The following is a 26,792-nucleotide window of genomic DNA, read 5'->3' as shown; positions in this document are numbered from 1 at the left end:
CACTGCCGCCATGAGCAAGGAATATTCATTGGATCACCTTGATGTGGCCGCGTTTGCAAAGGCGAATGCGGTGATGGAAGGCCAAGATCCCTTATCTGCATTTGAGCGTTTGGCCCAAGAGGCGCAGGCCCCCGTGGAAGGCATGAACGTTGCCTGGTATGCGGAGGGCGAGCATGTGCCGGAAACCGGTGGGCCTGGTCACCTGTGGCTGCATTTGGAGGCGGATGCCCAAGTGCCCATGATTTGTCAGCGCTGCCTGGGAGTGGCGCACATTGATTTACAGGTAGACCGCTCGTTCCGCTTTGTGCAGGATGAAGCCACCGCGCAAGCCATGGACGACGAGGTCGAAGAAGACCTGCTGGCCCTCAGCAAAGACTTCAATTTGCGGGAATTGCTGGAAGACGAACTGCTGATGGAAGTGCCTTTGGTGCCTATGCACGAAGAATGCCCAGAGGTCATGCCCATGGTGTCCAGTGATGAAGATTTTGAGCAGGCCAATACGGATAAAGCCAATCCATTTGCAGTGTTGGCCGGGCTGCGTAAAAATGTGGCCGAGGACTGATATTCCTTTGTGATCAGCGAGAAACCGCCTTCGGGCGGTTTTGCTTGGTGCAGGCAGTACAAATTGTGCTGCGCCAGACGTAAAAGATACGGCCTTCCCCTGCAGCTACCGCAGCATCCCTTTTGGGTGCTGGGGGGTTAATGAGATGGGGAAAGGTTTGCGCTATAATCGGGGGCTTCGCGCGAAACCCCCCTCGTGTCTTTAATGGGCTGATCGCGTTTTTCACCAACCCTTTTCAGACTCAGGAGCCATCATGGCTGTTCAGCAAAACAAAAAGTCCCCTTCCAAGCGCGGCATGCACCGTTCGCACAATGCACTGAATGTGCCTGGTATCGCTGTTGAAACTACAACTGGCGAAGTGCACCTGCGTCACCACATCAGCCCCAACGGCGTGTACCGCGGCCGTCAAGTGCTGAAGAATAAGTCCGAAGCCTAATTTACTAGCGCTTCAACTGTTTAAAGGCCCGAAGCTACTCGTAGCTCGGGCTTTTCTCTTTTAATGCTGCTCATTTCAGCTTGGTTCTGCAGCGGACCGGTAAGTCATTCATGATCACACTGGCAGTCGATTGCATGGGGGGCGACCACGGCCCCAGCGTTACGTTTCCCGCGTGCCGCCAATTTCTTTCCACTCACCCGGATGCCCGTTTATTGTTGGTCGGCCTTCCTGAGGTCTTGGCAACATGGCAGGCCCACGAGCGCGCAGAGATGGTGCCGTGCTCGGAAGTGGTCACTATGGATGACCCTGTGGAAGTGGCGCTGCGCCGCAAGAAAGATTCTTCCATGCGTGTAGCGATCCAGCAGGTCAAGGATGGCAAGGCACAAGTGGCGGTATCGGCGGGTAATACGGGTGCGCTGATGGCAGTCTCGCGCTACCTGCTCAAGACCATGGATGGGATTGATCGTCCAGCGATTGCGACGCAGTTGCCGAACGACCGGGGTGGTGCCACGACGGTGCTCGATCTGGGAGCCAATGTAGATTGCTTGCCTGAGCACCTGTTGCAGTTTGCCGTGATGGGTTCGGCGTTGGTGTCAGCGCTGGATGCCAAAAATGTGGAGCCTTCCGTGGGTTTGCTCAACATTGGCGAAGAAGCGATCAAAGGCAGTGAAGTCATCAAGCGCACGGGCGAATTGTTGCGCAAGGCAGGTGATTCGCAGGCCATTCGCTTTATTGGGAACGTTGAAGGTAACGATATTTTCAAAGGCGGCGTAGACATTGTGGTGTGCGACGGCTTTGTTGGTAATGTGGCCTTGAAGGCTTCCGAAGGTGTGGCCGCGATGATTGTGGGTGGTTTGAAAAATGAGTTCAAACGCAACATCTTCACCAAATTTGCTGCCATCATGGCTTATCCCGTGCTCAAAGCGCTGATGAAGCGCATGGACCACCGTCGCTACAACGGCGCAGCATTGCTGGGTTTGCGTGGCCTGGTATTCAAGAGCCATGGATCTGCTGACCAATCTGGTTACGAGCATGCGCTCAACCGCGCTTATGATGCAGCCCGCAATAACCTTCTTGACCGTGTGCAGGGTCGAGTCGCCCAAGCCGCTCCTGTGTTGGACGCTGCGGGGACTTCGAGCAGCGGCACCGGAGCAGCTTGAGACTACATGACACGCTATGCACGCATTACCGGCACAGGCAGCTATTTGCCTGAGCGCCGACTGACGAACGATGACTTGGCCGCTCAGCTGGCGGAGCGCGGTATCGAGACTTCGAACGAATGGATCGTGGAGCGCACGGGCATTCAGGCGCGCCACTTTGCGGATGCGCACGCCTGCAGCAGCGATTTGGCGCTGGAGGCTTCGCGCAAAGCCATCGAAGCGGCGGGCATTACCGCCCAAGACATTGATCTGATCATTGTGGCCACGTCGACGCCCGATATGGTCTTCCCGTCGACGGCCTGTATCTTGCAAAACAAGCTCGGTGCCAATGGCTGCCCTGCATTTGATGTGCAGGCGGTATGCAGCGGTTTTGTCTATGCCTTGACCGTGGCGGACTCCATGATTCGCTCGGGTGCTGCCCAGCGTGCTTTGGTGGTGGGCGCGGAAGTGTTCAGCCGCATTTTGAATTTCAACGACCGCACGACCTGCGTGTTGTTTGGTGATGGCGCGGGCGCTGTGGTGCTGGAAGCTTCGGAGCAGCCCGGTATCTTGGCGTGTGACCTGCACGCAGATGGCAAGCACGTCGACATTCTGTGTGTGCCCGGCCATGTCTCGGGTGGCGAAGTCTTGGGCTCGCCCTTGCTGGTCATGGACGGTCAGGCCGTGTTCAAGATGGCGGTGGGTGTGCTGGAAAAAGCCGCACACGCAGTGCTGGCCAAGGCCGGAAAAACCGAAGCAGACATTGACTGGCTGGTGCCTCACCAGGCCAATATCCGCATCATGCAAAGCACGGCGCGCAAGCTGAAGTTGTCGATGGACAAGGTCATCGTGACCGTTGATCAGCATGGCAATACCTCGGCGGCTTCTATTCCGCTGGCGCTGGATCATGGCGTGCGCAGCGGCCAGATTCAGTCCGGCCAGACGGTCATGCTCGAAGGCGTGGGCGGTGGCTTTACGTGGGGCGCTGTTCTCCTGAATATGTAGCTAGTAGCGCTTGCTGGACAAGCGCTAGAGCCTGTTTTAACTAATAAAGAGTGACCGTCATATGAAGCAATTCGCATTTGTCTTCCCTGGCCAGGGTTCCCAGTCTGTCGGGATGCTGGACGCATGGGGTGATCACCCTGTGGTGGCCCAAACTCTGCAAGAAGCCTCGGAAGCTTTGGGTGAAGACATTGGTGCGCTGATCAAAAACGGCCCCAAGGAAGATTTGGCCCTGACCACCAACACCCAGCCTGTCATGCTGGTGGCCGGTGTGGCTGCATGGCGTGTGTGGCTGGCAGAAGACGGTGCCATGCCTGCTGCGGTGGCTGGCCACTCTCTGGGCGAGTACACCGCGTTGGTGGCTGCTGGCGTGCTGACGCTGGCACAGGCTGCACCGCTGGTGCGCCTGCGTGCTGCGGCCATGCAAGAGGCTGTGCCAGTGGGTACGGGTGCGATGGCGGCGGTGCTGGGCTTGCCAGCCGAGAAGGTCAAGGAAGTGTGCGCGACCGTCACTGCCCAGCTGGGTGGCGCTGAAGTGGTTGAAGCAGTGAACTTCAATGACCCAGGTCAAACAGTGATCGCCGGCTCCAAGGCGGCGGTGGAAGCAGCCAGCGCAGCCGTCAAAGAGGCGGGTGCCAAGCGTGCGCTGCCCTTGCCGGTGTCGGCGCCTTTCCACTCCAGCTTGATGAAGCCTGCCGCAGAAAAGCTCAAAGCGGCGCTGGCGGCGCTGGAGTTGGGTGTGCCCCAGATTCCTGTGATCAACAACATCGACGTGGCAGTACAAACCGACGCCGCAGCAATCCGTGATGCGCTGTACCGTCAAGCCTTTGGCCCTGTGCGCTGGGTCGAGTGCGTGCAGGCCATGAAAGCCCGCGGCATTACACATTTGGTAGAGTGCGGCCCTGGCAAGGTGCTGGCTGGTATGACCAAGCGCATCGATGCAGACCTGGTGGGTGCCCCTTTGTATGACCCCGCCACCTTGGCCGAAGTGAAAGAATTGCTCGCATGACTGAATCAAAGAAACAAGTAGCGCTGGTGACTGGCGCATCCCGCGGCATTGGCGCTGCGATCGCTTTGGAGCTGGCAAACCGTGGCTATACCGTCATTGGTACTGCCACGACAGATGCAGGCGCTGCACGCATTGGTGAAACCCTGGCTGCCCTGGGCGGCCGTGGGGTGAACCTGAACGTGAATGATGCTGCAGGCGTAGATGCCTTGATGGATGACATCCTCAAGACCGATGGTGGGTTGCATGTGCTGGTGAACAATGCCGGTATCACCAAGGACACCTTGGCCATGCGCATGAAGGACGATGACTGGTCGGCCGTGATTGACACCAATTTGCAGGCTGTTTTCCGACTCAGCCGTGCGGCTATTCGTCCGATGATGAAACAGCGTTTTGGGCGCATCATTAGCGTCACCAGCGTGGTTGGCGCGATGGGCAACGCCGGTCAGGCCAACTACGCGGCTGCCAAGGCCGGTGTGGCGGGCATGAGTCGAGCACTGGCGCGTGAATTGGGTAGCCGTGGTATCACGGTAAACTGCGTGGCTCCAGGCTTTATTGCTACAGATATGACAGCAGTTTTGCCCGAAGAGCAGAAGAAAGCATTGGCCGCGCAGATCCCTATGGGTGATCTGGGTAAGCCTTCAGACATTGCAAACGCCGTGGCTTTCCTGGCCTCGGAAGGCGCTGGTTACATTACGGGTCATGAATTGCATGTCAATGGCGGCATGTACATGTAACTTAACGAAAGTTATGCCGTTTCCTCGCGACGGCAGGCCGAATGAAGGGGGATTCCCTGAAACGGCTAGAATCGCGGGTTCATTCACAACCCCCTGAGGGAAACCATGAGCGATATCGAAGCACGTGTCAAAAAAATCATTGCTGAACAACTCGGCGTTGAAGAGTCTCAAGTAACCAACGAAAAGGCCTTCGTGGCTGACCTGGGCGCGGACTCCCTGGACACGGTCGAACTGGTGATGGCCCTGGAAGATGAATTCGGCATCGAAATCCCCGATGAAGACGCTGAAAAGATCACGACGGTGCAAAACGCCATCGACTACGCCAACACCCACCACAAGGCTTAATTCGTTAAGTCTCTACGCACCGAAGCGATAAGAATAAGGTTAGAACGCATGAGCCGTCGTCGCGTTGTCGTGACCGGCCTGGGATGTATCAGCCCCGTGGGTAACACGGTCGCTGATGCCTGGGCCAGTCTTTTGGCCGGCCAGTCCGGTATTGACCGCATCACCAAGTTTGATGCCACTAACTTCTCCTGCCAGATTGCAGGCGAGGTCAAGGGTTTCAATGTGGAGGATTACATGAGCGCCAAAGATGCGCGCACCATGGACTCCTTCATTCACTTTGGCATTGCGGCAGCGGAGCAAGCGGTCAAGGACGCAGGCCTGCCTACGGGCGACGCCTTGTCTGATGACTTAGCTACTCGCATCGGTTGCGTGATCGGGTCCGGTATCGGGGGCTTGCCCCTGATCGAAAACACCCAGATCGAACTGTCCAATCGCGGCCCCCGCCGCATTACCCCATTTTTCGTGCCCGCTTCCATCATCAATATGGTGGCTGGTCACGTATCCATGCGCCATGGTTTTAAGGGCCCCAACCTCTCGGTGGTAACGGCCTGTACGACGGGCTTGCACTGCATTGGTGAAGCAGGGCGCATGATCGAATACGGCGACGCTGACATCGTGGTCGCCGGAGGTACTGAATCCACCGTCTCCCCATTGGGGATCGGTGGTTTTGCGGCCATGCGTGCCTTGTCCACGCGCAACGATGATCCCAAGGCAGCTTCGCGCCCTTGGGACAAAGACCGCGACGGCTTTGTGCTGGGTGAAGGCGCCGGTGTCATGGTGCTGGAAGAGTACGAGCACGCCAAAGCCCGTGGCGCCAAGATTTACGCGGAACTGGCTGGTTACGGCATGAGTGCCGATGCAGGCCATATGACGGCGCCCAATATGGACGGCCCACGCCGCGCCATGTTGAATGCCATGCGCAATGCCGGCGTGAATCCCGATCAGATTAACTATCTGAATGCGCACGGCACATCGACCCCGCTGGGCGACAAGAACGAAAGCAATGCCATCAAGGCAGCGCTGGGTGACGCGGCCTACAAGACGGTGGTGAGTTCTACCAAGTCCATGACAGGTCACTTGCTGGGCGGCGCTGGCGGTATTGAGAGTATCTTTACGGTGATGGCCATCCATGATCAGAAGATTCCTCCCACCATCAATTTGCTGAATCAAGATCCTGATTGCGATCTGGACTACTGTGCCAACGTGGCACGTGATGCCAAGATTGACATTGCACTGAAGAACAATTTTGGTTTTGGTGGCACCAACGGATCGCTGATTTTCAAGCGTATCTAAGCCATGCCCAGAGAAGGATCTTGCTTTCCTTCTCTCAGGCTGCAAACCTGCTCGCTGCTTGTGCAGTCAGCGGGTTTTGTTTTTTTGGAGTGAGGTTAGCTGATGTCTCAGCGCCATAGTCCAGCAGTGTCTTACCCTTTGCACCGCGCCCGGTCGTTGCAGGTGCTGTGGGGGCTGGCGGTAATTTGCGCAGCCGCTGTGCTGGTGGCATGGTGGTTTGAGGGGGCAGGGCGTGGGCTGGACTTGTGGCTGCGCGTAGGTTTCTCTACCGTGGCGTGGCTGTTGTGTGCTGTAGCCAGTTGGTGGGCGCTGGTGCAGATGCCGCAGGGTGTTTTGCAGTGGGATGGCAAGCGGTGGATTTGGATACAGCCTGCACAGGTCGAGGTCTTGCAAGGCACCCCGGTGGTGGTGGCTGACCTGCAATCGCTGCTGGTGCTGCATTTTGCTTGTGGGCCAAAAGGAGTGCGGCGTTTTCTCTTGCAAAGGAATTGGGCGCCGCATTTATGGCTTGACTTGCGACGTGCGGTATATTCTTTAGCTTATCCAACGCACGATGCAGCGAAAAATCAAGTGCTTTAGGCTTGATTTGCGCATGAGTTGGTGCCCTCGCGTCCCCCCGCATACATGACCTCTGCCTTAGCGCCATCCTCTTCATCTGACAGTGATCTGCAACTGGTTGAGCGCACCGTCGCCGGCGATCAGCGTGCGTATGAACTGTTGGTCATCAAATACCAAAGGCGTATTGAGCGTCTGATTGCGCGCATGGTGCGCGACCAAGACCTGGTGCAGGACATTGCCCAAGAGACGTTTTTGCGTGCCTACCGCGCTTTGCACCAATTTCGCGGCGAGGCGCAGTTCTACACCTGGCTCTATCGGATTGCGGTGAATACGGCCAAGAAATCACTGGTCGAAATGCGCCGAGATCCTGTGGTGTTCGAGAACGCGTTACACATTTCCGATGACGAGGATGAAACTTTCCGTCCTCGAAATGAACCAACCACAGACGAAACACCCGAGACTGTGCTGGCTGCGCAAGAAATTGCAGCAGCGGTGAACGCAGCCATGGAGGCATTACCTGAAGATTTGCGACAAGCGGTCACGCTGCGTGAAATTGAAGGTTTGAGTTACGAGGAAATTGCCTTGGCAATGAATTGCCCGATTGGCACGGTGCGTTCTCGCATTTTTCGTGCGCGGGAAGCGATTTCGGCACGCGTGAAGCCTTTGCTAGAGCGTCAAGGCGGTAAGCGTTGGTGATGCAAAAAAGGACATCAAGCAGGTGACCCCATGATGGAACAAAAGATGAACAAGGAATTGCTGTCTGCGATGGTGGATGGTGAACTGCGCGGCGAAGAGCTGGAGCAGGCCTTGGCGTGTGCAGAAAGTGCGGAGGGCTGTGCCAGCTGGGAGCTCTACCACTTGGTGGGCGATGTGCTGCGTTCGCCGGATCTGGCGCACCACAGCCAGCACGATCTGCTGACAGGGCTGCGCGCGCAACTGGCGCAAGAGCCGGCCTTGCAGTTGCAGTCTTCGCAGCTGCAGCAAGTGGCTGCAGGCATGGAGCAAACCCAGGCGCCGGTGGTGGCATTGCGCGACCCCGCCGCCAACCACTCGGTCTTTCGCTGGAAGGTGGCGGCCAGTTTTGCCACGGTCGCTGCCATGGCTGCGCTGGGCTGGAATTTGGTGGCAACCCCGGTGGACGGCCAAGGCGCACAACTGGCCAGTGCGCCTGGCGCAAATAGCTCGGTGGTGGTGGCGACTGAGAATGGCAGCGTGTTGCGCGATCCCCGGTTGGACGCCTTGCTGGCGAACCACCAACAGTACGCCAGCCGCGCTTCTTTGCAGACGCCGGCTGATTTTTTGCGCAACGCCAGCTTTGAAGAAGCGCGCAGCAGTGGCCGCACAGCCAAATAACTGGCACGCTTTGGCGATGCTGTCTTTCAAAAATGAGAGCTATCAGCGCCTCGTTTTGAATGTATTCAAAGCTAAAACATACTGAAACCAAGAAAGAGCGCACGCAAGGCGCTCTTTTTTTATTTGTGTGAATCGTGATGGAAGCTCCACAAGAATTGACAACTCGCTCATAAACTGGGGAACCAAATTGCGGTTCGATTTTCTGAACATGTAGTTGCGCATGGCGCAGAGTGTGATTTTGGAAAGGATGACAAAAATGCCTTTAATGCAATTCAAACCTTTGCATGCTGCAGTGCTGGCCGTTGGTGTGGCTGCAGGTGCGGCGACCGTTGCGTGGAGCGATGCGGCCCGCCAGTGGATGCCTGCGGCGCATGCGCAGACGGTGGCAACGGCACCTGCGGCAGCCCCGATGGTGACTGGGTTGCCCGACTTCACCCAATTGGTGGATGCGGTAGGCCCTGCGGTGGTCAATATCCGCACCACGGAGAAAATTTCGACACAGCCTTCTATGAGCGGCATCGACGAAGACATGCTGGAGTTCTTCCGCCGCTTTGGCTTGCCTGTGCCGAATGTGCCCCGCCAAGGAGGTCCCCAGCAGCAGCCCAATGACGAGGGCGAAGAGCGCCCCAGTGGCGTAGGTTCAGGCTTTATCCTGAGCGCGGACGGCTATGTCATGACCAATGCCCACGTGGTAGAGGGCGCCAGCGAAGTCATCGTGACGCTGACCGACAAGCGGGAGTACAAGGCCAAAATCATCGGTGCCGACAAGCGCACCGACGTGGCGGTGGTCAAGATTGATGCCAAGGGCCTGCCCGCAGTGAAGATTGGTGATGTCAGCCGCTTAAAAGTGGGTGAATGGGTCATGGCGATTGGCTCACCGTTCGGGCTGGAAAACTCGGTGACTGCAGGCATTGTCTCGGCCAAGCAGCGTGATACGGGTGACTATCTGCCGTTCATTCAGACGGATGTGGCCATCAACCCCGGCAATTCGGGGGGGCCTTTGCTGAATATGCGCGGTGAAGTGGTGGGCATCAACAGCCAGATTTATTCGCGCTCCGGCGGCTTCATGGGTATTTCGTTTGCCATTCCGATCGACGAGGCGGTGCGCGTGAGCGATCAACTGCGTGCCACCGGCAAGGTCACACGCGGGCGCATTGGGGTGCAAATTGGTCAGGTGACCAAGGAAGTGGCCGAATCGATTGGTTTGGGTACTGCACGGGGCGCCTTGGTGTCGGCGGTAGAGCCTGACTCACCGGCAGCCAAAGCTGGTATTGAGGCCGGTGACATCATCGTGAAATACGACGGCAAAGCCATCGACAAGGTGGGCGATCTGCCGCGCCTGGTGGGTAACACCAAGCCCGGCACCAAGAGCGCGATCACGGTATTCCGCCGCGGCCAGATGCGTGATTTGTCCATCATGGTGGCAGAGGTCGAGCCCGACGAGAAAGTCGCTGCCGCAGATGGCAAACCTGCTTCTGGTGCAACCGCTACGGCCAAGCAGCTGGGTTTGGTGGTGGGTGAGCTGAGCGAGGCCCAAAAGCGTGCCCTGGCCGTCAAGGGTGGGGTGCGTGTGCTCTCGGCCACGGATGCCGCTGCCCGCGCTGGGCTGCGTGAAGGCGATGTGGTGCTGGCGGTGGCCAACAGTGAGGTAACTAGCGTCAAGAGTTTTGAGGCGGCCCTGTCGAAGGCAGACAAGAGCAAGCCCGTGAACTTGTTGGTGCGCCGTGGTGAGTGGACGCAGTACGTACTCATTCGCCCTAACACCAAGTAAAGCATCGGTTAAGGTCTTCCTGCGCAGGATGCTAATCCTTGCGTAGGAATGACTTACTTTGACTCGCTGTGGTTTTAGATGGGTGCTTGGGTAGAATGCCCATTGAATGAGCGCGGTCACAGGCCGGCACAAGCAAGTACTCGCTGTGAATGCAGGCTTGTTGGGTGTTGAAATGACTGTCTGTGAACCTACAGTTGAATTGTGGGTAACTTGTTGGTAAGTGATTTGGCGGCAATGCACAATGCCCGAGTCATAGTAAATAGATGCTTGGTTTTTGGGCGGTTTTGCCTACAATCGATCGTCCAACCAATCGCAGTTGCCAGAGATTGTTGGTTCAGGGCGCGTCACATTGAGACGCGCCCTTTTTTCTTGCCTAGAGCACGCTTTCCCCTTTAATTACAAACGCTTATCGTTGATGAAGCACATTCGAAATTTTTCCATCATTGCGCATATTGACCATGGCAAGTCGACCCTGGCAGACCGACTGATCCAAACCTGCGGTGGTTTGGCTGAACGCCAGATGGAGGCGCAAGTCCTGGACTCGATGGACATCGAGAAAGAACGTGGTATCACCATCAAGGCGCAGACGGCGGCGCTGCAATACAAGGCCAAAGACGGCAACGTCTACAACCTGAATTTGATTGACACCCCCGGCCACGTCGACTTTTCGTATGAAGTGTCCCGCTCGCTGTCGGCCTGTGAAGGCGGTTTGTTGGTGGTTGACGCCTCTCAAGGTGTAGAAGCACAGACCGTTGCGAACTGCTACACCGCGCTCGACTTGGGTGTGGAAGTGTTTGCGGTGCTCAATAAGATGGATCTGCCCAATGCCGATCCAGACAATGCCAAGGCTGAAATCGAAGACGTCATTGGTATTGATGCCACCGACGCAATCCCCTGCTCGGCCAAGACTGGCATGGGCATCGAAGAGATTTTGGAAGCCATTGTGGCCAAGGTGCCGCCACCGAAGGGTGATCCGGATGGCCCTTTGCGCGCCATGATTGTGGACAGCTGGTTTGACCCGTATGTGGGTGTCATCATGCTGGTGCGCGTGGTAGATGGCGAGCTCAAAAAGGGCGAGCGCTTCAAGATGATGGCCACAGGCGCCGCCTATGAAGCCAACAATGTGGGCGTTTTCACGCCGTCCAACCAACCCCGTGACTCGCTCAAGGCGGGTGAGGTGGGTTACATCATTGCAGGCATCAAGGAGTTGAAGGCTGCCAAGGTGGGCGACACCATTACCTTGGAAAAGAAGCTGCCCAACAACTTAGGCCCCGCTGAAAAGGCTTTGCCAGGTTTCAAGGAAGTGCAGCCGCAAGTGTTTGCAGGTCTGTACCCTACGGAAGCTTCTGAATACGACCAGTTGCGCGACGCGCTGGAAAAGCTGCAGCTCAACGACGCTGCCCTGCGCTTTGAGCCCGAAGTCTCGCAGGCGCTGGGCTTTGGTTTCCGCTGCGGTTTCCTGGGCCTGCTGCACATGGAAATTGTGCAAGAGCGTCTGGAGCGTGAGTTTGATCAAGACCTGATCACCACGGCCCCTAGCGTGGTGTACCAAGTGCTCAAGGCAGGAGGAGAGCTGATCGACGTAGAAAATCCATCCAAGATGCCCGACATTGGTCAGATTGAGGAGATTCGCGAGCCCATCGTGACCGTGCACCTGTACATGCCGCAAGAGTACGTGGGCCCGGTCATGACGCTGGCCAACCAAAAGCGTGGCGTGCAGATGAACATGGCCTATCACGGTCGCCAAGTCATGTTGACCTACGAGATGCCCTTGGGCGAAATCGTGTTGGACTTCTTTGACAAGCTCAAGTCGGTCTCGCGCGGCTATGCCTCCATGGACTATGAGTTCCTGGAGTACCGCGCTTCGGACGTGGTCAAGGTGGATATTTTGCTCAATGGCGAAAAGGTCGATGCCCTGTCCATCATCGTGCACCGTAGCCAGTCCCAGTACCGTGGCCGTGCCGTGGTCGCCAAGATGCGCGAGATCATCAGCCGTCAGATGTTTGACGTAGCGATCCAGGCGGCCATTGGTGGCAACATCATTGCACGTGAGACCGTCAAGGCCATGCGCAAGAACGTGTTGGCCAAGTGCTATGGCGGTGACGTGAGCCGCAAGCGCAAGCTGTTGGAAAAGCAAAAGGCCGGTAAGAAGCGCATGAAGCAAATCGGCTCGGTGGAAGTACCACAAGAAGCGTTCCTGGCCATTTTGCAGGTCGAAGACTAAAGCGAGGGAGACCATGCAAGCAATGCAATGGATCACGGCGGTCATCTTGGCCGCGTTTGTGGGCTACATCGGTGCTTGGTACACCGGGGCGATTGAAGGCAACTTTGCCTTGCTGATGTTCCTGGCAACCTTTATCACCGGCCTGTACTGGCTGGCGGAGCGTTTTTACTTCTGGCCGCAGCGCAAGAAGGAGGCCGAGCGCCTGAACGCCGAAGCTGCCGCACGGCGTGCTGAATTGGAGCGTCAGGGCTTGCGCCACGACATGGTGGACACGCAGGAAGGCGAAACCCGCATCCTCAAGCAGCCTTGGTGGCTGGATTGGACGGCGGGCCTGTTCCCGGTGCTGTTTGTGGTGTTTGTGCTGCGCTCGTTCTTGTTTGAGCCGTTCAAAATCCCTTCGGGCTCGATGATTCCCACGCTGATGGTGGGTGATCTGATTTTGGTGAACAAATACCACTACGGCATCCGCCTGCCTGTGCTCAACACCAAGGTAACCGACGGCAACCCCGTGGAGCGCGGTGATGTGATGGTGTTTCGCTACCCCCCACAGCCTACGCTGGACTACATCAAGCGTGTGGTCGGCGTGCCTGGGGATACCGTGGCGTACCTGAACAAGCGCTTGACCATCAATGGTCAGGAAGTGCCGACCAAGGAGCTGCCGGATTTCTTTGACACGGATGCAATGCGTTACTTCGCGCAGTTTGAAGAGCAACTGGGCGAGAAGCCGCACAAGTTGCTCAACACCAAGGGCATGCCTGCATTCGTGCAAGGCGCTTCGGAGTTTCCTTATCGCGAAAACTGCACCTATACCGTTGAAGGCGTGATCTGCAAAGTACCGGAAGGCCACTACTTCGCCATGGGCGACAACCGCGACAACTCGCTGGACTCGCGTTACTGGGGCTTTGTGCCGGAAGCAAACATTGTCGGAAAGGCCTTTTTCGTTTGGATGAATTTCGGTAATCTCAAACGTATCGGTAGCTTCAACTAAATCAAGGCATTGCGCCTGTATCGAATGGCCGCTTCGAGCGGCCATTTTTCATGAGAGGAGAGGGTCATCATGCGTCGTGTATCTGCTCGCAGCCAAAAGGGTGTGTCTTTCGTTGGATTTGTCGTGATTGCTGTGCTGGCCGTCGCGGTTTTTGCGATTGGCGGACAATCGCTTCCCATCGTCTTGGAATACCAAGCCGCCAAAAAAGCTGCGCAGAAAGCAGCCAATGAAGGCAACACCGTGCCAGAGGTGCGCGCAGCGTTTGATCGTGCCGCACAAATTGATGACATCAAAACCATTTCCGGCCAGGATCTGGAGGTCAGCAAGGTCAATGACCGCGTGGTGGTGGCCTTTGAATATGAGCGTTCCGTACCGTTGGTAGGCCCTGCCTACCTTGTTTATCGTTTTACACATCAGACCAAATAGGTGCCAATCACCCTGCAAGATCTGCAGCGCTCGCTGCAGTACGAATTTCAAAACCCTGCCTTGCTGCAGCGTGCGCTGACGCACCGCAGTTTCTCGGCAGACAACAACGAGCGTCTGGAGTTTCTGGGCGACTCCGTGTTGAGTCTGGCCATCTCCAGCCTGCTGTACCAGCGTTTGCGCGATTTGCCCGAGGGAGACCTCTCGCGCGTGCGCTCGAACCTGGTCAAAGAAGGCACGCTGCACCAAATCGCCATCAAACTGCAGCTGTCCGAGCTGCTGCGTCTGGGCGAAGGCGAGTCCAAGTCGGGGGGCAAAAATCGCCCTTCCATCTTGGCGGATGCGGTGGAAGCCATTTTGGGTGCGGTGTACCTGGACGCTGGCTTTACAGCGGGCGAAAAGCTGGTGCACCACCTGTTTGAGGGGGTTGATATCAACCCCCATATGCGTGCCGCAGAAAAAGACCCCAAGACTGCGTTGCAAGAATGGCTGCAAGGGCGACGCAAACAGCTGCCGCAATACAGTGTGGTGGCCACGACGGGTGCAGCCCACAAGCAGACCTTTGAAGTGGCCTGCATGATTCCTGAACTCAAGCTGGGCGCAAAGGGCACGGGCGTATCGCGCCGTGCCGGCGAACAAGCTGCTGCCAGCGCCATGCTGGAACTTTTGAAAGCGAAACACCCATGACCGATGCTGCGAAGAAAAAAGTAGCTAGCACCGCAGGCGCAGCAAGCGCCAAGGGCCAAAAAGAATCGAAATCTATGCCCTCATTTCCCGAGGTGACGCCTGCGGGCCAAAGCATGGCGGAGCTGGATGCCATGCTGGCGGCGGCCAAACCCGGCGCCACCCCATCGCTGGTGGCACGCGCGGCAGAGATTGAGGCCGAAAAGGCCGCCGAAGCTGCCACGCCGGTGCGCGTGTATGCCCCTGAAGAGCAGCGCTGCGGTCTGATTGCGATTGTGGGCAAGCCCAACGTGGGCAAGTCCACGCTGATGAATGCCCTGGTGGGCCAGAAGGTGTCCATCACCTCGCGCAAGTCGCAGACCACGCGCCACCGCATCACCGGCATTCGCACCAAGGAAGAGACGCAGTTCATTTTTGTGGATACGCCTGGTTTCCAGACCAAGCACTCCACCGCGCTGAACAAGTCCCTGAACAAGACGGTGATGGGCGCCATCACCGATGTGGACTTGATTTTGTTCGTGGTGGAGGCGGGCAGCTTCACCCTGGCCGATGCCAAGGTGTTGAGCCTGTTCAAACCCGGCATTCCCACGCTGCTGATCGCCAACAAGCTGGATGAGGTGGGCCGCCGCCATGAGATTGCGCCTTGGCTCAAGAGCATGCAAGAGCGCCATCCATTTGAAGAATTTGTGCCCATGTCGGCCAAAAAGCGCGATGACATCCAGCGTCTGTTTGGCATCTGCGCCAAGTACCTGCCGCAGCAGCCCTGGTTCTACGCCGAAGACGAGCTGACCGACCGCAGCGAAAACTTCATGGCCGCCGAAATCGTGCGCGAAAAGCTGTTCCGCTTCACGGGCGATGAGTTGCCTTACACCTCCACCGTGGTGATCGACAAGTTTGTGGAAGAGCCCAGCAAGCAGCACAAGCGCTTCATGCGCGTGGCCGCCACGATTGTGGTGGAGCGCGATGGCCACAAGGCCATGGTGATTGGCCAGGGCGGCGAGCGCCTCAAGCGCATCTCCATGGAAGCACGCCAGGAGATGGAAAAGCTGTTTGACGCCAAGGTGTTCCTGGAAGTGTGGGTCAAGGTCAAGTCCGGCTGGGCGGATGACGAGGCACGCGTCAAATCCTTCGGCTATGAATGATGGGTGGTGCTTGGCATTCGGTTCCCGATACTTTGTCGCACACGCTTGCCGTGGCGTTGCCACTGCCTGCGCGGTCGCTTCGCGTCTCGACCGCTTTGCTGAACCGATTTCCCAACACTGGATGCACCAGTGCTTCACAAGGCCTCGTTGAGGCCTTGTTGTCTTTGTAAGAACCTATGGCCGCCAAGCGCGTGGGCGAAGAGCCCGCATTCATCTTGCACCGCTACGACTGGAGCGAGTCCAGCCTGATTCTGGAGGTGTTCACGCGCCACCGCGGGCGGGTGGCGCTGCTGGCCAAAGGGGTCAAACGGCATACCTCCAACTTCCGGCCGGTGCTGCTGGCGCTGCAGCCGCTCAAGGTCAGCTACACGCTCTCGGGCGATGGCAATGCCGACATCCATGTGCTCAAGGGTGCGGAGTGGGCGGGCGGCCACATCATGCCCATGGGCAACAACCTGCTCACAGGGCTGTACCTGAACGAGTTGCTGATGCGCCTGCTGGCGCGCGATGACCCGTACGCCTACCTGTTCGATGTGTACGGTGCTGTGGTCAAGCTGCTGGCGACGCAGCCCGAAGAGGTGATTGAGCCGGTGCTGCGCGCGTTTGAGCTGATTTTGCTGCGCGAACTGGGGTTGCTCCCAGCTTTAGAGCTGGAAACGCAGACCCTGCAAGCGCTGCAGCCGCAAACGGCTTATGTACTGGTGGCAGAAATGGGCCTGCGCCCCGCACTGGATAATGACCGCGCCGCGTTGACGGGGCAGCAGTGGCTGCAGCTGCAATCGGCGCTGGAGCAAGAAGAAGCCGCTTACCCCGCTTTGGTGCGTGCCTGCGCAACGGTAGCGCCCGCACTGAAACCACAGTTGCGCCATTTGCTGCAATACCATTGCGGTAGCTTGCTGCGCACGCGGCAATTGATGATGGATTTGCAAACGCTATGACCGCCTCTCACTCTTCCCGCCGCACGGCCTTGTCCGTGAACGTCAACAAAGTCGCGCTGGTGCGCAATACGCGCCACCTGGGCATTCCCTCCGTCATGCGCGCGGCGCAGTTGTGCCTGGAGGCGGGTGCGCAGGGCATCACCATCCATCCCCGCCCCGATGAGCGCCATATTCGCGGCACCGATGTGTACGAGCTGGCCGAGTTGATGCAGGCCTGGCCCCAGGCTGAGTTCAACATTGAGGGCAACCCGACGCAAAACCTGATGGCTTTCATTCGCAACGTCAAGCCGCACCAGGCCACGTTCGTGCCAGACAGCGAGGGCCAGTTCACCAGCGACCACGGCTGGAGTTTTCCGCAAGACGCTGAGCGCCTGCAGCCCCTGATTGCGGAATGCAAAGCCCTGGGTGTGCGTGTGAGTTTGTTCATGGACCCCATCCCTGAGCAAATGGCTGCCGCCAAAGCGGCGGGTGCAGACCGTGTGGAGCTGTATACCGAACCTTATGCCGCTGCATGGGGTACACCAGGGCAGGCCGAGCAGTTGGAGACGTATGCCAAGGCTGCGCAAGCGGCACTGGATGTAGGCTTGGAAGTGAATGCCGGCCACGATTTGAACCGTGACAACCTGGCAGAGTTTGTGGCGCTGGTGCCGGGTGTGGCGGAAGTCTCTATCGGTCATGCGCTGATCGCTGACGCGCTGGAGCTAGGGTATTCCAGTACGGTCAAGGCTTACCAAGCGTGCATTGACCAAGGCATGACACAGCGCTCTATCTGAAGGTTGGGGTAATTTGATTTTGATAGCTGCTAGTGCTTTCTAAATAAGGGCTAGAGGCTGTTTTGACGGTGCATCATGATTTACGGCATTGGAACTGATATCTGCGACATCCGCCGCATACGCGCCAGCGTAGAGCGCCACGGGGATCGCTTTGCCGAAAAAGTGCTGACTGAGCAAGAGCTGCGGGTGTGGCGCGCCCGTAGCGCCCGCTGGCCTGAGCGCGGCATCAAATACTTGGCCACACGCTTTTCTGCCAAAGAAGCTTTCAGCAAAGCCGTGGGGCTGGGCATGGTGATGCCCATGACGTGGCGCAACTGCGAAATTGCCAATTTGCCCAGTGGCCAGCCCACCATCGTGCTGCACGGCGCGATGAAGGAATGGTTTGAGGGCAAAGGCCTGAGCGTGCACATCACCATGACGGATGAAAGCGAATACGCCGCCAGCTTTTGCGTGGTGGAGTGCAAGGAGGCTTAAGCCATGCAGGCCTTGTTATTGCCCGCCGGACTTGGTGTGCTGTGGGTGTTTTTGACGTCGCTGAACGTTTAAAACTGCTCAGCCCAGTGGTTGAGTCATAGACAGCGTGCAAAGCGCAGTCATACTCAAGGCTTTCATCTCTCGCACATTGCAGCGTGCATTGTGTCCACAAGCCTGATTGTTATGACTGCACTTCATGCCCCTTTGATCATCGACATTGCTGGCAAAGCGCTGACCGATATTGACCGCGCACGCCTGTCCCACCCACTGGTGGGCGGCATCATCTTGTTTGGCCGTAACTGGGAGAGTCGCGCGCAACTGGTACAGCTGTGCGCAGACATCAAAGCCGTCAAGGAAGACCTGCTGATCTGCGTGGACCACGAAGGTGGCCGGGTGCAGCGATTTAAAACCGATGGTTTCACCCACATTCCACCCATGCGTGCCTTGGGGCAAATGTGGATGGATGACGGCAAGGGTAAAAAACGCCGCAAAGGCAGCGGCGCCATGCACGCCATGAATGCAGCGACGGCTGCTGGTTATGTCTTGGGCTGTGAGTTGCGCGCCTGTGGCGTGGACTTCAGCTTTACCCCAGTGCTGGATCTGGACTATGGTGAAAGCTCCGTCATTGGCGACCGCAGCTTTCACCGTGACCCGCGTGTGGTCGCGACCCTGGCCAGAAGTCTGATGCATGGCTTGCTGCAAGCGGGCATGGGCAACTGTGGCAAGCACTTTCCCGGCCATGGTCACGTCAAAGCAGACTCCCACACCGACATACCGGTGGACAAGCGCAAGCTGAAAAAGATCTTGGGTGAAGATTCCGCCCCCTACCCGTGGCTCTCTAGCGTGCTGACTGCGGTGATGCCAGCCCATGTGATCTACCCCAAGGTGGATGCCTTGCCAGCCGGTTTCTCTTCTGTATGGCTGCAGGAAATTTTGCGCGGTGAGTTGCGTTATGACGGAGCGATCTTCAGCGATGACTTGAGCATGGAAGCCGCACGCCGCATTGATGGTCAGGTCATCAGCTACACCGAAGCCGCGCTGCGCGCTTTAAATGCAGGCTGCGACATGGTGCTGCTGTGCAACCAAAGCCTGGGCCTCGGAGAGCATGTGGACGAGCTGCTGGATGGCATGGACGATGCGTTGCGCTGCGGCCGCTGGCAGCCAGACATCGATTCTGAGTCTCGTCGTTTGGCGCTTTTGCCAGAAACCGTGCCTCAGCCTTGGGATGAATTGATGCGCCAGCCTGCTTATCAGCAGGCACTCGATATGTTGCCTTGAGTGCTGGCAAGGCTGTTTGTTGGCCGCCTTGGTGATACCGGTCCGCGCAGATGTTGATGCATCTGGGCGGATTTTTTTTGGCATCCGGGCGATGGGTTGGGGTGAAAGCAGGCCACTGCGTGGTTTTTCTGCTTGCGAAACCACTGCAGAAGCCTTCAAGCACTAAGTTAGTACGTGCAAGCTGACTGCAATATCGGCATAGAAAATAACTTTTAAGAACCTGATGGCGACGGATTAATGAAGCAAGCTCTTGCGTGCATTTATTTCAGTAATTACTGAAATAAATGCACGCAACCCGTTGTTTTGAATGTATTTTTTCTATCACCAAGGGTAAACCCTATGTTTTTACTCTTATAAAAGACCATGACTGGCGGATTGATGTGGCTGGGGGTGAAAACCAATGTGAACTGAGCGGCCTAGCATCGGAAGATTAAAGCAGTGTGACATGGCCCGCAGAAGGTCGAGACGCACTGCACATGCTCTCATTAAGAGAGCATGGATTGTTGACACGATGTAGGAAGAGAAGCAATGTCTGACATTTCCCCGCAAAGCCGCAGATTTTTCTTGAAGGCTTCTGGTGCTGGGGCGGCTGCAACTGGTATCGCCATGACTTTTCATGCCAATGCCAAGCAAGCAGCTGTTTCATTGGAAAAGTACCAACCGGAATATCTGAACGCTGAAGAATGGGCGTTTGTGATGGCGGCGACAGCCCGCCTGATCCCCTCGGAGGGCGAAGGCCCCGGCGCACTGGAAACCCATGTACCCGTGTTCATTGACCGCCAGCTCCAAGGCTATTACGGCAATGCGGAACTTTGGTACATGCAAGGTCCGCATGACCCCACAGCCACTCCTGACCGTGGCTGGCAGACGCCTCTCAATCCTGCACAGCTCTACCGCCAAGCCATTCCTGCATTCAACGCAGAGTGCAAGAGCCGTTGGGGCAAGGATTTCGCGCAGCTGGAAGCTGCACAGCAAGACGAAGCATTGACCGCGCTGCAAAAGGGCGCGATCAAGCTCGCGCCAGAGCTGAGTATTTTCTTCGCCACTTTGCTGGCCAATACCAAAGAAGGCTATTTCGCTGACCCGCAACACGGCGGTAACTACGGCATGCAGTCGTGGAAGCACATCGGCTTCCCAGGCGCGCGCGCCAGCTATGCCGAATGGGTCGATCAACACAACCGCAAGTACCCATTGGGTCCGGTTTCTATCAAGGGCGAAAGAGGTTAAGCAATGGCACGCATTGAAAAAAAGAAAGACGTGGTCATTGTTGGCCTGGGTTGGACCGGCTCTATTGCTGGTATGGAATTGGCCGCTGAAGGCTTGGAAATCGTGGCGCTGGAGCGCGGTGGTGACCAGAACACGGTGCCTGAGTTCAAGTACCCCAACCAGATCGATGAGCTGACTTATGGCGTGCGCCTGAAGAATATGCAGCGCCCCAGTCAGGCGACGGTGACGATCCGCCGCAACGACGGTGAAATTGCACTGCCTTACCGTGCGATGGGCTCTTTCCTGCCCGCCAATGGCGTGGGTGGTGCGGGTACGCACTGGAACGGCCTGACTTGGCGTCCGCAAGCCGAAGAAATGAAGCTGCGCTCCTATGTGAAGGAGCGTTGGGGCGAGTCCATCATTCCTGAAGGCATGAACCTGATGGACTACCCCGTCAGCTATGACGAGTTGGAACCCCACTTCACGCGCTTTGACGAAGTGGCGGGTATTTCTGGCAAGGCCGGCAATATCAAAGGCCAGATTCAGTCCGGTGGTAACCCCTTTGAAGGCTGGCGCTCCAAGGAATACCCTATGCCTGCGTTGGGTACGACCTATGACTCGGCCAAGTTTGCGGCGGTAGCAAAGGACATGGGGCTGCATCCCTTCCCAGCACCTGCGGGCATTGCCTCGACGGCCTATGTCAACCCCTATGGCATGCAGATGGCACCTTGCAACTTCTGCGGCTTCTGTGAGCGCTATGGCTGCTACCAGTACTCCAAGTCGTCGCCCCAAACAGCAGTGCTGGATGCGCTCAAGCGTAAGAAAAACTTCTCGTACCGCACCCATTGCGAAGTGCTGCGCGTGGAAAGCTCGGCCGATGGAAAGACCGCCACAGGCGTGACCTACTTCGACTCGGTCAAGCAAGAAGAAGTATTCCAGCCTGCCGATCTGGTGATTCTGTCGTCCTACCAACTCAACAACGTGCACTTGATGCTGGTGTCGGGTATTGGTAAGCCTTACGACCCGAAGACCAACGAAGGTGTGACAGGTAAGAACTACGCCTACCAGATGAACGGTGGCATGACCATGTTCTTCAAGGGCGATCACTTCAACCCCTTCATCGCGCACGGCTCCAACGGCATGTGTATCGATGACTTCGGTATCAACCAGAACGACTTCGGCAAGCTGGGCTTCATTGGCGGCGCTTACTGGCGCGTGGGTGCCATGAATGGCCAGCCTATCCGTTCCATGCCGCTACCCAAGGGCACACCGGGCTGGGGTGCAGGCTGGAAGCAGGGTATCAAGGACTGGTACGGTCACGCCATGTCGATTGGTACGCACGGCTCGCACATGTCCTACCGTGTCAACCACCTGGACTTGGACCCTACCTACAAGGATGCGCATGGCCGTCCGCTGATGCGCATGACCTTCAACTGGCAGGAAAACGACCTGAAGATGACGCAGTACCAAAAGCTGCGTGTCGAAGAAGTGGCCAAGGCCATGAAGCCCGACCTGATGCAGGCAGGCTTCAAGAGCTTTGGTGCGCAGTACGACGTACGTCCCTACCAGACCACCCACAACACCGGCGGCCACATCATGTCCGAGAAGCCGACCGAAGGCGTGGTGAACCGTTACTGCCAAGCTTGGGACAAGCACAACGTGTTCGTCTTTGGTGCCGGTAACTTTGTGCAAAACACCCAGTACAACCCCACTGGCTTGGTCGGCGGCTTGGCGTACTGGACGCTGCACGCGATCCGTACCATGTATTTGAAGAACCCCCGTCCGTTGGTCTGAGGAGCGTAAGTCATGAAAAAAATCCTCAGCATTGTTATTGCGCTGCTGGTTCTCGGTGCATTGGCGGCCTTGGCGCTGATCTTGGTGCCATTCACACCATCGCCCGCTAACGAAACCTTGGCTGCCGACTGGAAGGCTGAACCCGGCCGTGGCGAATACGTCATGCGCGCAGGTGACTGCATGGCCTGTCACACTGCCAAGGGTGGTGAGCCTTTGGCCGGTGGCAACGCCATTGAAAGCCCTATGGGCAAGATCTGGGCGTCCAACATCACGCCTGACAAGGAAACCGGTATCGGTAACTGGACGCTGGACCAGTTCCGTGCAGCCATGGTGGACGGTATTGGTGGCCACGGCCAGCAGCTGTACCCCGCCATGCCGTACGAGAACTATCGCTACATGAAGGAAAGCGATCTGCGTGCGCTGTATGACTACCTGCAAACGGAAGTCAAGCCTGTCAAGAACGCAGTGCAGGCCACCAGCCTGAGCTTCCCGTTCAACATGCGCTTCGGTATCCGTGCTTGGAACTGGTTGGCTCTGTCGGGTGAAGCCGACTTTAAACCCACGGCCGGTGACGACCAGATGATCCGCGGTCAGTACCTGGTGGAAGGCGCAGGTCACTGCGCAGCCTGCCACAGCCCCCGTACGACCTTCATGGCGCAAGACGGTACACGCCTGTCAGATGCCAACTTCCTGAAGGGTGGCGTCGTGGACGGCTGGAGTGCGCCAGCATTGCGCGGTGAGCAAGCACGTGTGCAAAAGTGGACAGCGGAAGAAATCGCTGCTTACCTGGCCACGGGCCGTAACGCCCATGCTGTTGCGAATGGTGAAATGGCGCTGGTGGTGGAGCACTCCATGCAGTACATGACCGATGCGGACCTGAACGCGATGGCGGTTTTCATCAAGAACATGGATGGCAAGACCGTAGAGTCCGTGTCGGCAGCGGTTGCTCCTGCGCCTGAGCATGGCCGCAGCATGCCGCCATTGCCAGCGGATGCCGCCGGCAAGGCCACAGCAGACCTGCTGACCTCGGCATCGCCTGACATGCCTTTGGGTGCCCGCCTGTACTTGGACAACTGCGCAGCCTGCCACTTTGTCAGCGGTAAGGGCGCAGCGGAAATCTTCCCCGAGTTGCAAGGCAACGCCATGGTACTGGCCAAGGGTGCTGACCCACTGCTGTCGGTGATTTTGCACGGTGCTGCGTCGTCCGTGACAGAGCGTCGTCCGATGCAGCTGGTCATGCAAGGCTATGAAGACCGTCTGAATGACGAAGAAGTCGCTGCACTGGCTAACTTCCTGCGCACAGGTTGGGGCAATCAGGCGCCCAACGTCAGCGCCAGCGACGTGAGCGAGGTGCGTGCAAAGGGTGCTTCGGCCCATTGATGCCCGGCGGCCATAGCCGCCTGTGCTTCCCCTTCAGCCCTGCCGTGCGAATGCCGGCAGGGCTTTTTTTGTGCCTCAAAGGGGAATGCTTTCGCTTGGCCGTGGGATGATTTAGGTTTTGCGCACGGTCGATCTGATCGTGTGTGCGCCCAACAAGGAGTAAGCCATGCGCGTGGGAGTACTGACCGGAGGCGGCGATTGCCCCGGCTTGAACGCGGTGATCCGTGCGGTCACCAAGTCGTTGATCAGCCAAGGTGGCTGCGAAGTGCTGGGCATTCAAGATGGTTTTGAAGGCCTGATGGGCGAAGCCCCCCGAGTGAAGCCCCTGACATGGGACGAGGTCTCGGGCATCTTGCACATTGGCGGCACGATCTTGGGCACCAGCAACAGCGCCAACCCGCTCAAGAATGAAACTACGCTGGCGCAGGTCAAGCGCAATGTGCAGACGTTGGGCTTGGATGTGGTGGTGTCGATTGGCGGTGACGGCACGCAAAGCTTGGCCTATGGACTGGCCAATGCGGTGGGCATGCAGTGCGTGGGCGTTCCTAAGACCATCGACAACGACATTGCCAACTGCGAGCGCAGCTTTGGTTTTGATACTGCCGTAGCCACCGCGACCGAAGCTTTACGCCGCATTGAAAGCACAGCCAACAGCCACCACCGCGTGATGATTGTGGAGACCATGGGTCGCAATGCCGGTTGGTTGGCGCTGGAGGCCGGCGTGGCGGGTGCTGCGGACATCATCTTGCTGCCCGAAATTGACTATGACCTGCAGGCCATCATCGATGTGTGCAAGGCGCGTGAGCAGCGCCAGCGCTACACCATCATCTGCATTGGCGAAGGTGCCAAGGAAAGCGGCCACAGCCTGACGGTGCGAGAAACCATTGCCCACAGTCCTGACCCGGTACGTTTAGGCGGAGTGGGGCATGTGTTGCGTGAGCGCTTGCAGCCGCACTTGAAGAGTGAGGTGCGCACTACGGTGCTGGGCCATGTGCAGCGCGGTGGGGATCCCACGCCGTTTGACCGCGTGTTGGCCACGCAGTTTGGCCACCACGCTGCGCAGCTGATTTTGTCGGGGCAATTTGGACGCATGGTCACGCTACAAAACGGCGAGATTGGGAGCGTCGAGATTGCGACCGTGGCCAATACGCAGCGCAAAATTGCACTTGATCACCCCCTACTGACCATGGCCCGAGACATTGGGATTTGCTTGGGCAAGGCTTGATCAGTGGAAGAAGTGACACGGCAAACTGTGTTGGTGTGCAGCGTTGCTTTGTCCAAATCTGCAATAGGCGTTCTTTGAAAGTTTGTAATTAAGTGTCACAAGAGGTTGGAATATGTGGGTAAACCCGGTGTAATTGTCACTGTCTGTGAATTTTCAGGCCGCTTGCACGTAGGTGCAGGCGGTTTTCTTTTTTCTGGCTGCTATGCAATTCAAAAATCTTTCTGTCGCAAAAAAAGTTTGGTTGTTGTTGTTGACCGTGTTGAGCACGATGCTGCTTGCTGGCTTGGGCATGACCGCGTATCTGAAAAGCGTCGATAAAAAGATGCTCAATGAAGTCATTGATATGGAGGAGCGCATCAGCTTGGTGATGCAGTTGCGTGGGAATACGCAAGCCACCTCCAGCTATTTGATCGCCTCCAACATGGCGCAAGACAACATGTCGATGGAGTTCTTCGGCGAGCAGTACGCAACCATTGCGAATGAAGCGAAAGCGCTGCTGGACCGTACAGGTCAGCGCCTGTCATCGGCAGAAGGCCGCGCAGTGTTCGATCGCATCTTGGAGCAGCGCCAGAAACTGCTGAAAGTCGCAGAGCAAATTGGTCTGGAGCGTCGCAATGATGGTGATGTCGCTTCGATGGTGAAGACCGAGCTGTTGCCTGCGGTACAGCAGTATTTGGCCTTGCAAGAGGAACTGGTCGTTTTGCAGCAGCAATTGCTGCAAAAAACGATAGACCAAGGCGAAAAGGATTCTGCGGTCGCTATGTCTGTGGGTAGCCTGACATTGGCGGCTGTGGTGGTGCTGAGCTTGCTGTTCTCGGCATGGCTGGTGCGTCAGCTGACGGCACCTCTGGCCCGTGCGGTAGAGCTGGCAGAAACCATTGCGGCAGGTGATCTGACCCGTGATGTGCACGATGACCGCAAGGACGAATTGGGCCAACTGCTGCGTAGCCTGAATGCCATGACGCAAAAGCTGCGCGCCGTGGTCGGTGAGGTGCGCAATGGGGTGGATTCGGTGTCTTCCGCCGCGTCGCAAATTGCAACGGGTAACCAAGATCTGTCGGCACGTACCGAGCAAACAGCGGCCAACCTGGAAGAAACTGCGGCCAGCATTGAAGAGTTGACATCGACCGTCGCGCAGTCTGCCGATACAGCCCGCCAGGCCAACCAGTTGGCTACGACTGCGGTGCAAGCGGCAGAGCGTGGTGGTGAAGTGGTCAGCCAGGTGGTGATGAGCATGGACCAGATCAACACCTCCAGTCGCAAGATCAGCGACATCATTGGTGTGATTGATGGCATTGCGTTCCAGACCAATATCTTGGCCTTGAATGCCGCCGTGGAAGCGGCGCGTGCGGGCGAGCAAGGTCGTGGCTTTGCCGTGGTGGCTGGTGAGGTGCGCAGCTTGGCAGGCCGCAGTGCGGAAGCGGCCAAGGAAATCAAAGCCTTGATAACAGCCAGCGTCAACAATGTGGACATGGGTGCTGAGCAAGTGGCGCAGGCCGGTGAAAGCATGCAAGAGATTGTCAGCAGCGTGCGCCGCGTGACCGACTTGATTGGTGAGTTGACTGCTGCTGCCAGCGAGCAAAACGATGGCTTTGCACAGGTGAACCAGGCTGTGAGCAATTTGGATCAGATGACGCAGCAAAATGCGGCTTTGGTGGAAGAGTCCAGCGCGGCAGCGACGTCGATGAATGACCAGGCGCAGCGACTGGCGCAAGTCGTCTCGATCTTCAATGTGGGACAGTCTGTGGCGGTTGCCGCAGTGCGCAAGCCTGTAGTGGCGAGTGTGGCCAGCAGCCGCGTTGCCGTGCACAGAGCGGCTGCTAAAGCGGCAGTGCCCCATGCCAAGCCCGTAGCGAGCAAGCCGGTGGCGAAAAAAGTGGAAGAAGCGCCTAAACTGCTGCGTCCCGCACCGGCCGCTAACAAAGCGGTGGCCACCACCAATGATGACGAGTGGGAATCTTTCTAAGTCATTGCGTGACACGCTGATACAAGGAGCCATTGCGGCTCCTTTTTTTATAAGCAAAATAGGGCGCTAACGCTTGTCTGTAAAGCGCAGGTAGC

The 26,792-nt window shown here is 57.4% G+C and carries 26 protein-coding genes; all 26 read left to right on the top strand.

From position 1 onward, the window contains the following. Positions 1-10 precede the first annotated feature (10 nt). The 26 genes from QEP12_RS03495 (at position 11) to QEP12_RS03370 (ending at position 26,697) form a co-directional block, all read left to right on the top strand. Entirely contained in the window at positions 11-562 is a 552-nt protein-coding gene (locus QEP12_RS03495; RefSeq protein WP_284213458.1) for a YceD family protein, read from the top strand. A 253-nt stretch (positions 563-815) separates the two neighbouring features. Beyond that, complete coding sequence (gene rpmF / locus QEP12_RS03490; protein WP_042411339.1) at positions 816-998, top strand: 50S ribosomal protein L32; 183 nt, start codon at positions 816-818, stop codon at positions 996-998. A gap of 110 nt (positions 999-1,108) precedes the next feature. Beyond that, a complete protein-coding gene (gene plsX / locus QEP12_RS03485; RefSeq protein WP_174863027.1) occupies positions 1,109-2,158 on the top strand; it encodes a phosphate acyltransferase PlsX in 1,050 nt (349 codons plus the stop codon). A gap of 6 nt (positions 2,159-2,164) precedes the next feature. Continuing rightward, positions 2,165-3,142, top strand: a complete 978-nt coding sequence (locus QEP12_RS03480; protein ID WP_174863028.1) for a beta-ketoacyl-ACP synthase III — start codon at positions 2,165-2,167, stop codon at positions 3,140-3,142. Between the two features lie 61 nt (positions 3,143-3,203). Next, positions 3,204-4,148 (top strand): ACP S-malonyltransferase, encoded by a 945-nt coding sequence (fabD, locus tag QEP12_RS03475; protein WP_174863029.1) that lies wholly within the window; start codon positions 3,204-3,206, stop codon positions 4,146-4,148. Continuing rightward, positions 4,145-4,882 (top strand): 3-oxoacyl-ACP reductase FabG, encoded by a 738-nt coding sequence (fabG, locus tag QEP12_RS03470; protein ID WP_219163939.1) that lies wholly within the window; start codon positions 4,145-4,147, stop codon positions 4,880-4,882. The genes fabD and fabG overlap by 4 nt, the downstream gene beginning before the upstream one ends. 105 nt (positions 4,883-4,987) lie before the next feature. Further along, the gene (gene acpP / locus QEP12_RS03465; RefSeq protein WP_019575021.1) at positions 4,988-5,227 is read left to right on the top strand and encodes an acyl carrier protein; all 240 of its coding nucleotides are present in this window, start codon (positions 4,988-4,990) and stop codon (positions 5,225-5,227) included. Positions 5,228-5,275: 48 nt separating this feature from the next. After that, complete coding sequence (gene fabF, locus QEP12_RS03460) at positions 5,276-6,520, top strand: beta-ketoacyl-ACP synthase II (protein ID WP_284213346.1); 1,245 nt, start codon at positions 5,276-5,278, stop codon at positions 6,518-6,520. 270 nt (positions 6,521-6,790) lie between these two features. After that, the gene (locus tag QEP12_RS03455) at positions 6,791-7,099 is read left to right on the top strand and encodes a hypothetical protein (RefSeq protein ID WP_284213345.1); all 309 of its coding nucleotides are present in this window, start codon (positions 6,791-6,793) and stop codon (positions 7,097-7,099) included. Between the two features lie 45 nt (positions 7,100-7,144). Beyond that, the gene (gene rpoE, locus QEP12_RS03450) at positions 7,145-7,774 is read left to right on the top strand and encodes an RNA polymerase sigma factor RpoE (protein WP_174863032.1); all 630 of its coding nucleotides are present in this window, start codon (positions 7,145-7,147) and stop codon (positions 7,772-7,774) included. A gap of 30 nt (positions 7,775-7,804) precedes the next feature. Continuing rightward, positions 7,805-8,431, top strand: a complete 627-nt coding sequence (locus tag QEP12_RS03445; protein ID WP_284213344.1) for a sigma-E factor negative regulatory protein — start codon at positions 7,805-7,807, stop codon at positions 8,429-8,431. Between the two features lie 256 nt (positions 8,432-8,687). Then, on the top strand, positions 8,688-10,202 hold the full coding sequence (locus tag QEP12_RS03440) for a DegQ family serine endoprotease (protein ID WP_284213343.1): 1,515 nt from the start codon (positions 8,688-8,690) through the stop codon (positions 10,200-10,202). 415 nt (positions 10,203-10,617) lie between these two features. Further along, positions 10,618-12,426: a translation elongation factor 4 gene (gene lepA, locus QEP12_RS03435; RefSeq protein ID WP_284213342.1), complete on the top strand. Its 1,809-nt coding sequence runs from the start codon at positions 10,618-10,620 to the stop codon at positions 12,424-12,426. 13 nt (positions 12,427-12,439) lie between these two features. Beyond that, a complete protein-coding gene (lepB, locus tag QEP12_RS03430; protein WP_284213341.1) occupies positions 12,440-13,414 on the top strand; it encodes a signal peptidase I in 975 nt (324 codons plus the stop codon). Between the two features lie 69 nt (positions 13,415-13,483). Then, positions 13,484-13,840 carry a DUF4845 domain-containing protein gene (locus tag QEP12_RS03425; RefSeq protein ID WP_219163947.1) on the top strand — a complete coding sequence of 119 codons (357 nt, stop codon included), beginning with the start codon at positions 13,484-13,486 and terminating at the stop codon, positions 13,838-13,840. Further along, on the top strand, positions 13,841-14,524 hold the full coding sequence (gene rnc, locus QEP12_RS03420) for a ribonuclease III (RefSeq protein ID WP_174863034.1): 684 nt from the start codon (positions 13,841-13,843) through the stop codon (positions 14,522-14,524). It begins immediately after the preceding gene. Further along, positions 14,521-15,663, top strand: a complete 1,143-nt coding sequence (era, locus tag QEP12_RS03415) for a GTPase Era (RefSeq protein WP_219163948.1) — start codon at positions 14,521-14,523, stop codon at positions 15,661-15,663. Before rnc ends, era begins: the two co-directional genes overlap by 4 nt. A 176-nt stretch (positions 15,664-15,839) precedes the next feature. Next, on the top strand, positions 15,840-16,601 hold the full coding sequence (gene recO, locus QEP12_RS03410) for a DNA repair protein RecO (RefSeq protein ID WP_174863035.1): 762 nt from the start codon (positions 15,840-15,842) through the stop codon (positions 16,599-16,601). Beyond that, positions 16,598-17,374 carry a pyridoxine 5'-phosphate synthase gene (locus QEP12_RS03405; RefSeq protein WP_284213340.1) on the top strand — a complete coding sequence of 259 codons (777 nt, stop codon included), beginning with the start codon at positions 16,598-16,600 and terminating at the stop codon, positions 17,372-17,374. Before recO ends, QEP12_RS03405 begins: the two co-directional genes overlap by 4 nt. Positions 17,375-17,449: 75 nt before the next feature. After that, positions 17,450-17,848: a holo-ACP synthase gene (acpS, locus tag QEP12_RS03400; protein WP_284213339.1), complete on the top strand. Its 399-nt coding sequence runs from the start codon at positions 17,450-17,452 to the stop codon at positions 17,846-17,848. Between the two features lie 183 nt (positions 17,849-18,031). Further along, the gene (gene nagZ, locus QEP12_RS03395; RefSeq protein ID WP_174863822.1) at positions 18,032-19,126 is read left to right on the top strand and encodes a beta-N-acetylhexosaminidase; all 1,095 of its coding nucleotides are present in this window, start codon (positions 18,032-18,034) and stop codon (positions 19,124-19,126) included. Positions 19,127-19,654: 528 nt separating this feature from the next. Next, positions 19,655-20,353 carry a gluconate 2-dehydrogenase subunit 3 family protein gene (locus QEP12_RS03390; RefSeq protein WP_284213338.1) on the top strand — a complete coding sequence of 233 codons (699 nt, stop codon included), beginning with the start codon at positions 19,655-19,657 and terminating at the stop codon, positions 20,351-20,353. 3 nt (positions 20,354-20,356) lie between these two features. Then, positions 20,357-22,126: a GMC family oxidoreductase gene (locus QEP12_RS03385; protein ID WP_284213337.1), complete on the top strand. Its 1,770-nt coding sequence runs from the start codon at positions 20,357-20,359 to the stop codon at positions 22,124-22,126. Between the two features lie 12 nt (positions 22,127-22,138). Further along, positions 22,139-23,506 (top strand): cytochrome c, encoded by a 1,368-nt coding sequence (locus tag QEP12_RS03380; RefSeq protein WP_174863037.1) that lies wholly within the window; start codon positions 22,139-22,141, stop codon positions 23,504-23,506. Positions 23,507-23,672: 166 nt separating this feature from the next. Then, positions 23,673-24,731: a 6-phosphofructokinase gene (locus QEP12_RS03375; RefSeq protein WP_284213336.1), complete on the top strand. Its 1,059-nt coding sequence runs from the start codon at positions 23,673-23,675 to the stop codon at positions 24,729-24,731. A gap of 202 nt (positions 24,732-24,933) precedes the next feature. After that, positions 24,934-26,697: a methyl-accepting chemotaxis protein gene (locus tag QEP12_RS03370; protein WP_431308056.1), complete on the top strand. Its 1,764-nt coding sequence runs from the start codon at positions 24,934-24,936 to the stop codon at positions 26,695-26,697. The last annotated feature ends 95 nt before the right edge of the window (positions 26,698-26,792 follow it).

Source organism: Comamonas jiangduensis (assembly GCF_030162955.1).
GTDB lineage: Bacteria > Pseudomonadota > Gammaproteobacteria > Burkholderiales > Burkholderiaceae_C > Comamonas > Comamonas jiangduensis.
Note: the sequence above shows the minus strand (reverse complement) of the source record. Positions and strands in the feature narration are given on the sequence as shown.

Excerpts from the sequence above, each read along its gene's own strand:
- plsX (WP_174863027.1), top strand. The coding sequence starts at position 1,109 with ATGATCACACTGGCAGTCGATTGCATGGGGGGCGACCACGGCCCCAGC.
- QEP12_RS03375 (WP_284213336.1), top strand. The coding sequence starts at position 23,673 with ATGCGCGTGGGAGTACTGACCGGAGGCGGCGATTGCCCCGGCTTGAAC.
- lepB (WP_284213341.1), top strand. The coding sequence starts at position 12,440 with ATGCAAGCAATGCAATGGATCACGGCGGTCATCTTGGCCGCGTTTGTG.
- acpS (WP_284213339.1), top strand. The coding sequence starts at position 17,450 with ATGATTTACGGCATTGGAACTGATATCTGCGACATCCGCCGCATACGC.
- QEP12_RS03405 (WP_284213340.1), top strand. The coding sequence starts at position 16,598 with ATGACCGCCTCTCACTCTTCCCGCCGCACGGCCTTGTCCGTGAACGTC.
- nagZ (WP_174863822.1), top strand. The coding sequence starts at position 18,032 with ATGACTGCACTTCATGCCCCTTTGATCATCGACATTGCTGGCAAAGCG.
- era (WP_219163948.1), top strand. The coding sequence starts at position 14,521 with ATGACCGATGCTGCGAAGAAAAAAGTAGCTAGCACCGCAGGCGCAGCA.
- QEP12_RS03425 (WP_219163947.1), top strand. The coding sequence starts at position 13,484 with ATGCGTCGTGTATCTGCTCGCAGCCAAAAGGGTGTGTCTTTCGTTGGA.
- QEP12_RS03390 (WP_284213338.1), top strand. The coding sequence starts at position 19,655 with ATGTCTGACATTTCCCCGCAAAGCCGCAGATTTTTCTTGAAGGCTTCT.
- QEP12_RS03480 (WP_174863028.1), top strand. The coding sequence starts at position 2,165 with ATGACACGCTATGCACGCATTACCGGCACAGGCAGCTATTTGCCTGAG.
- QEP12_RS03495 (WP_284213458.1), top strand. The coding sequence starts at position 11 with ATGAGCAAGGAATATTCATTGGATCACCTTGATGTGGCCGCGTTTGCA.
- QEP12_RS03440 (WP_284213343.1), top strand. The coding sequence starts at position 8,688 with ATGCCTTTAATGCAATTCAAACCTTTGCATGCTGCAGTGCTGGCCGTT.
- fabF (WP_284213346.1), top strand. The coding sequence starts at position 5,276 with ATGAGCCGTCGTCGCGTTGTCGTGACCGGCCTGGGATGTATCAGCCCC.
- recO (WP_174863035.1), top strand. The coding sequence starts at position 15,840 with ATGGCCGCCAAGCGCGTGGGCGAAGAGCCCGCATTCATCTTGCACCGC.
- fabG (WP_219163939.1), top strand. The coding sequence starts at position 4,145 with ATGACTGAATCAAAGAAACAAGTAGCGCTGGTGACTGGCGCATCCCGC.
- rpoE (WP_174863032.1), top strand. The coding sequence starts at position 7,145 with ATGACCTCTGCCTTAGCGCCATCCTCTTCATCTGACAGTGATCTGCAA.
- QEP12_RS03380 (WP_174863037.1), top strand. The coding sequence starts at position 22,139 with ATGAAAAAAATCCTCAGCATTGTTATTGCGCTGCTGGTTCTCGGTGCA.
- fabD (WP_174863029.1), top strand. The coding sequence starts at position 3,204 with ATGAAGCAATTCGCATTTGTCTTCCCTGGCCAGGGTTCCCAGTCTGTC.
- QEP12_RS03385 (WP_284213337.1), top strand. The coding sequence starts at position 20,357 with ATGGCACGCATTGAAAAAAAGAAAGACGTGGTCATTGTTGGCCTGGGT.
- QEP12_RS03370 (WP_431308056.1), top strand. The coding sequence starts at position 24,934 with ATGCAATTCAAAAATCTTTCTGTCGCAAAAAAAGTTTGGTTGTTGTTG.
- lepA (WP_284213342.1), top strand. The coding sequence starts at position 10,618 with ATGAAGCACATTCGAAATTTTTCCATCATTGCGCATATTGACCATGGC.
- rpmF (WP_042411339.1), top strand. The coding sequence starts at position 816 with ATGGCTGTTCAGCAAAACAAAAAGTCCCCTTCCAAGCGCGGCATGCAC.
- acpP (WP_019575021.1), top strand. The coding sequence starts at position 4,988 with ATGAGCGATATCGAAGCACGTGTCAAAAAAATCATTGCTGAACAACTC.
- QEP12_RS03445 (WP_284213344.1), top strand. The coding sequence starts at position 7,805 with ATGATGGAACAAAAGATGAACAAGGAATTGCTGTCTGCGATGGTGGAT.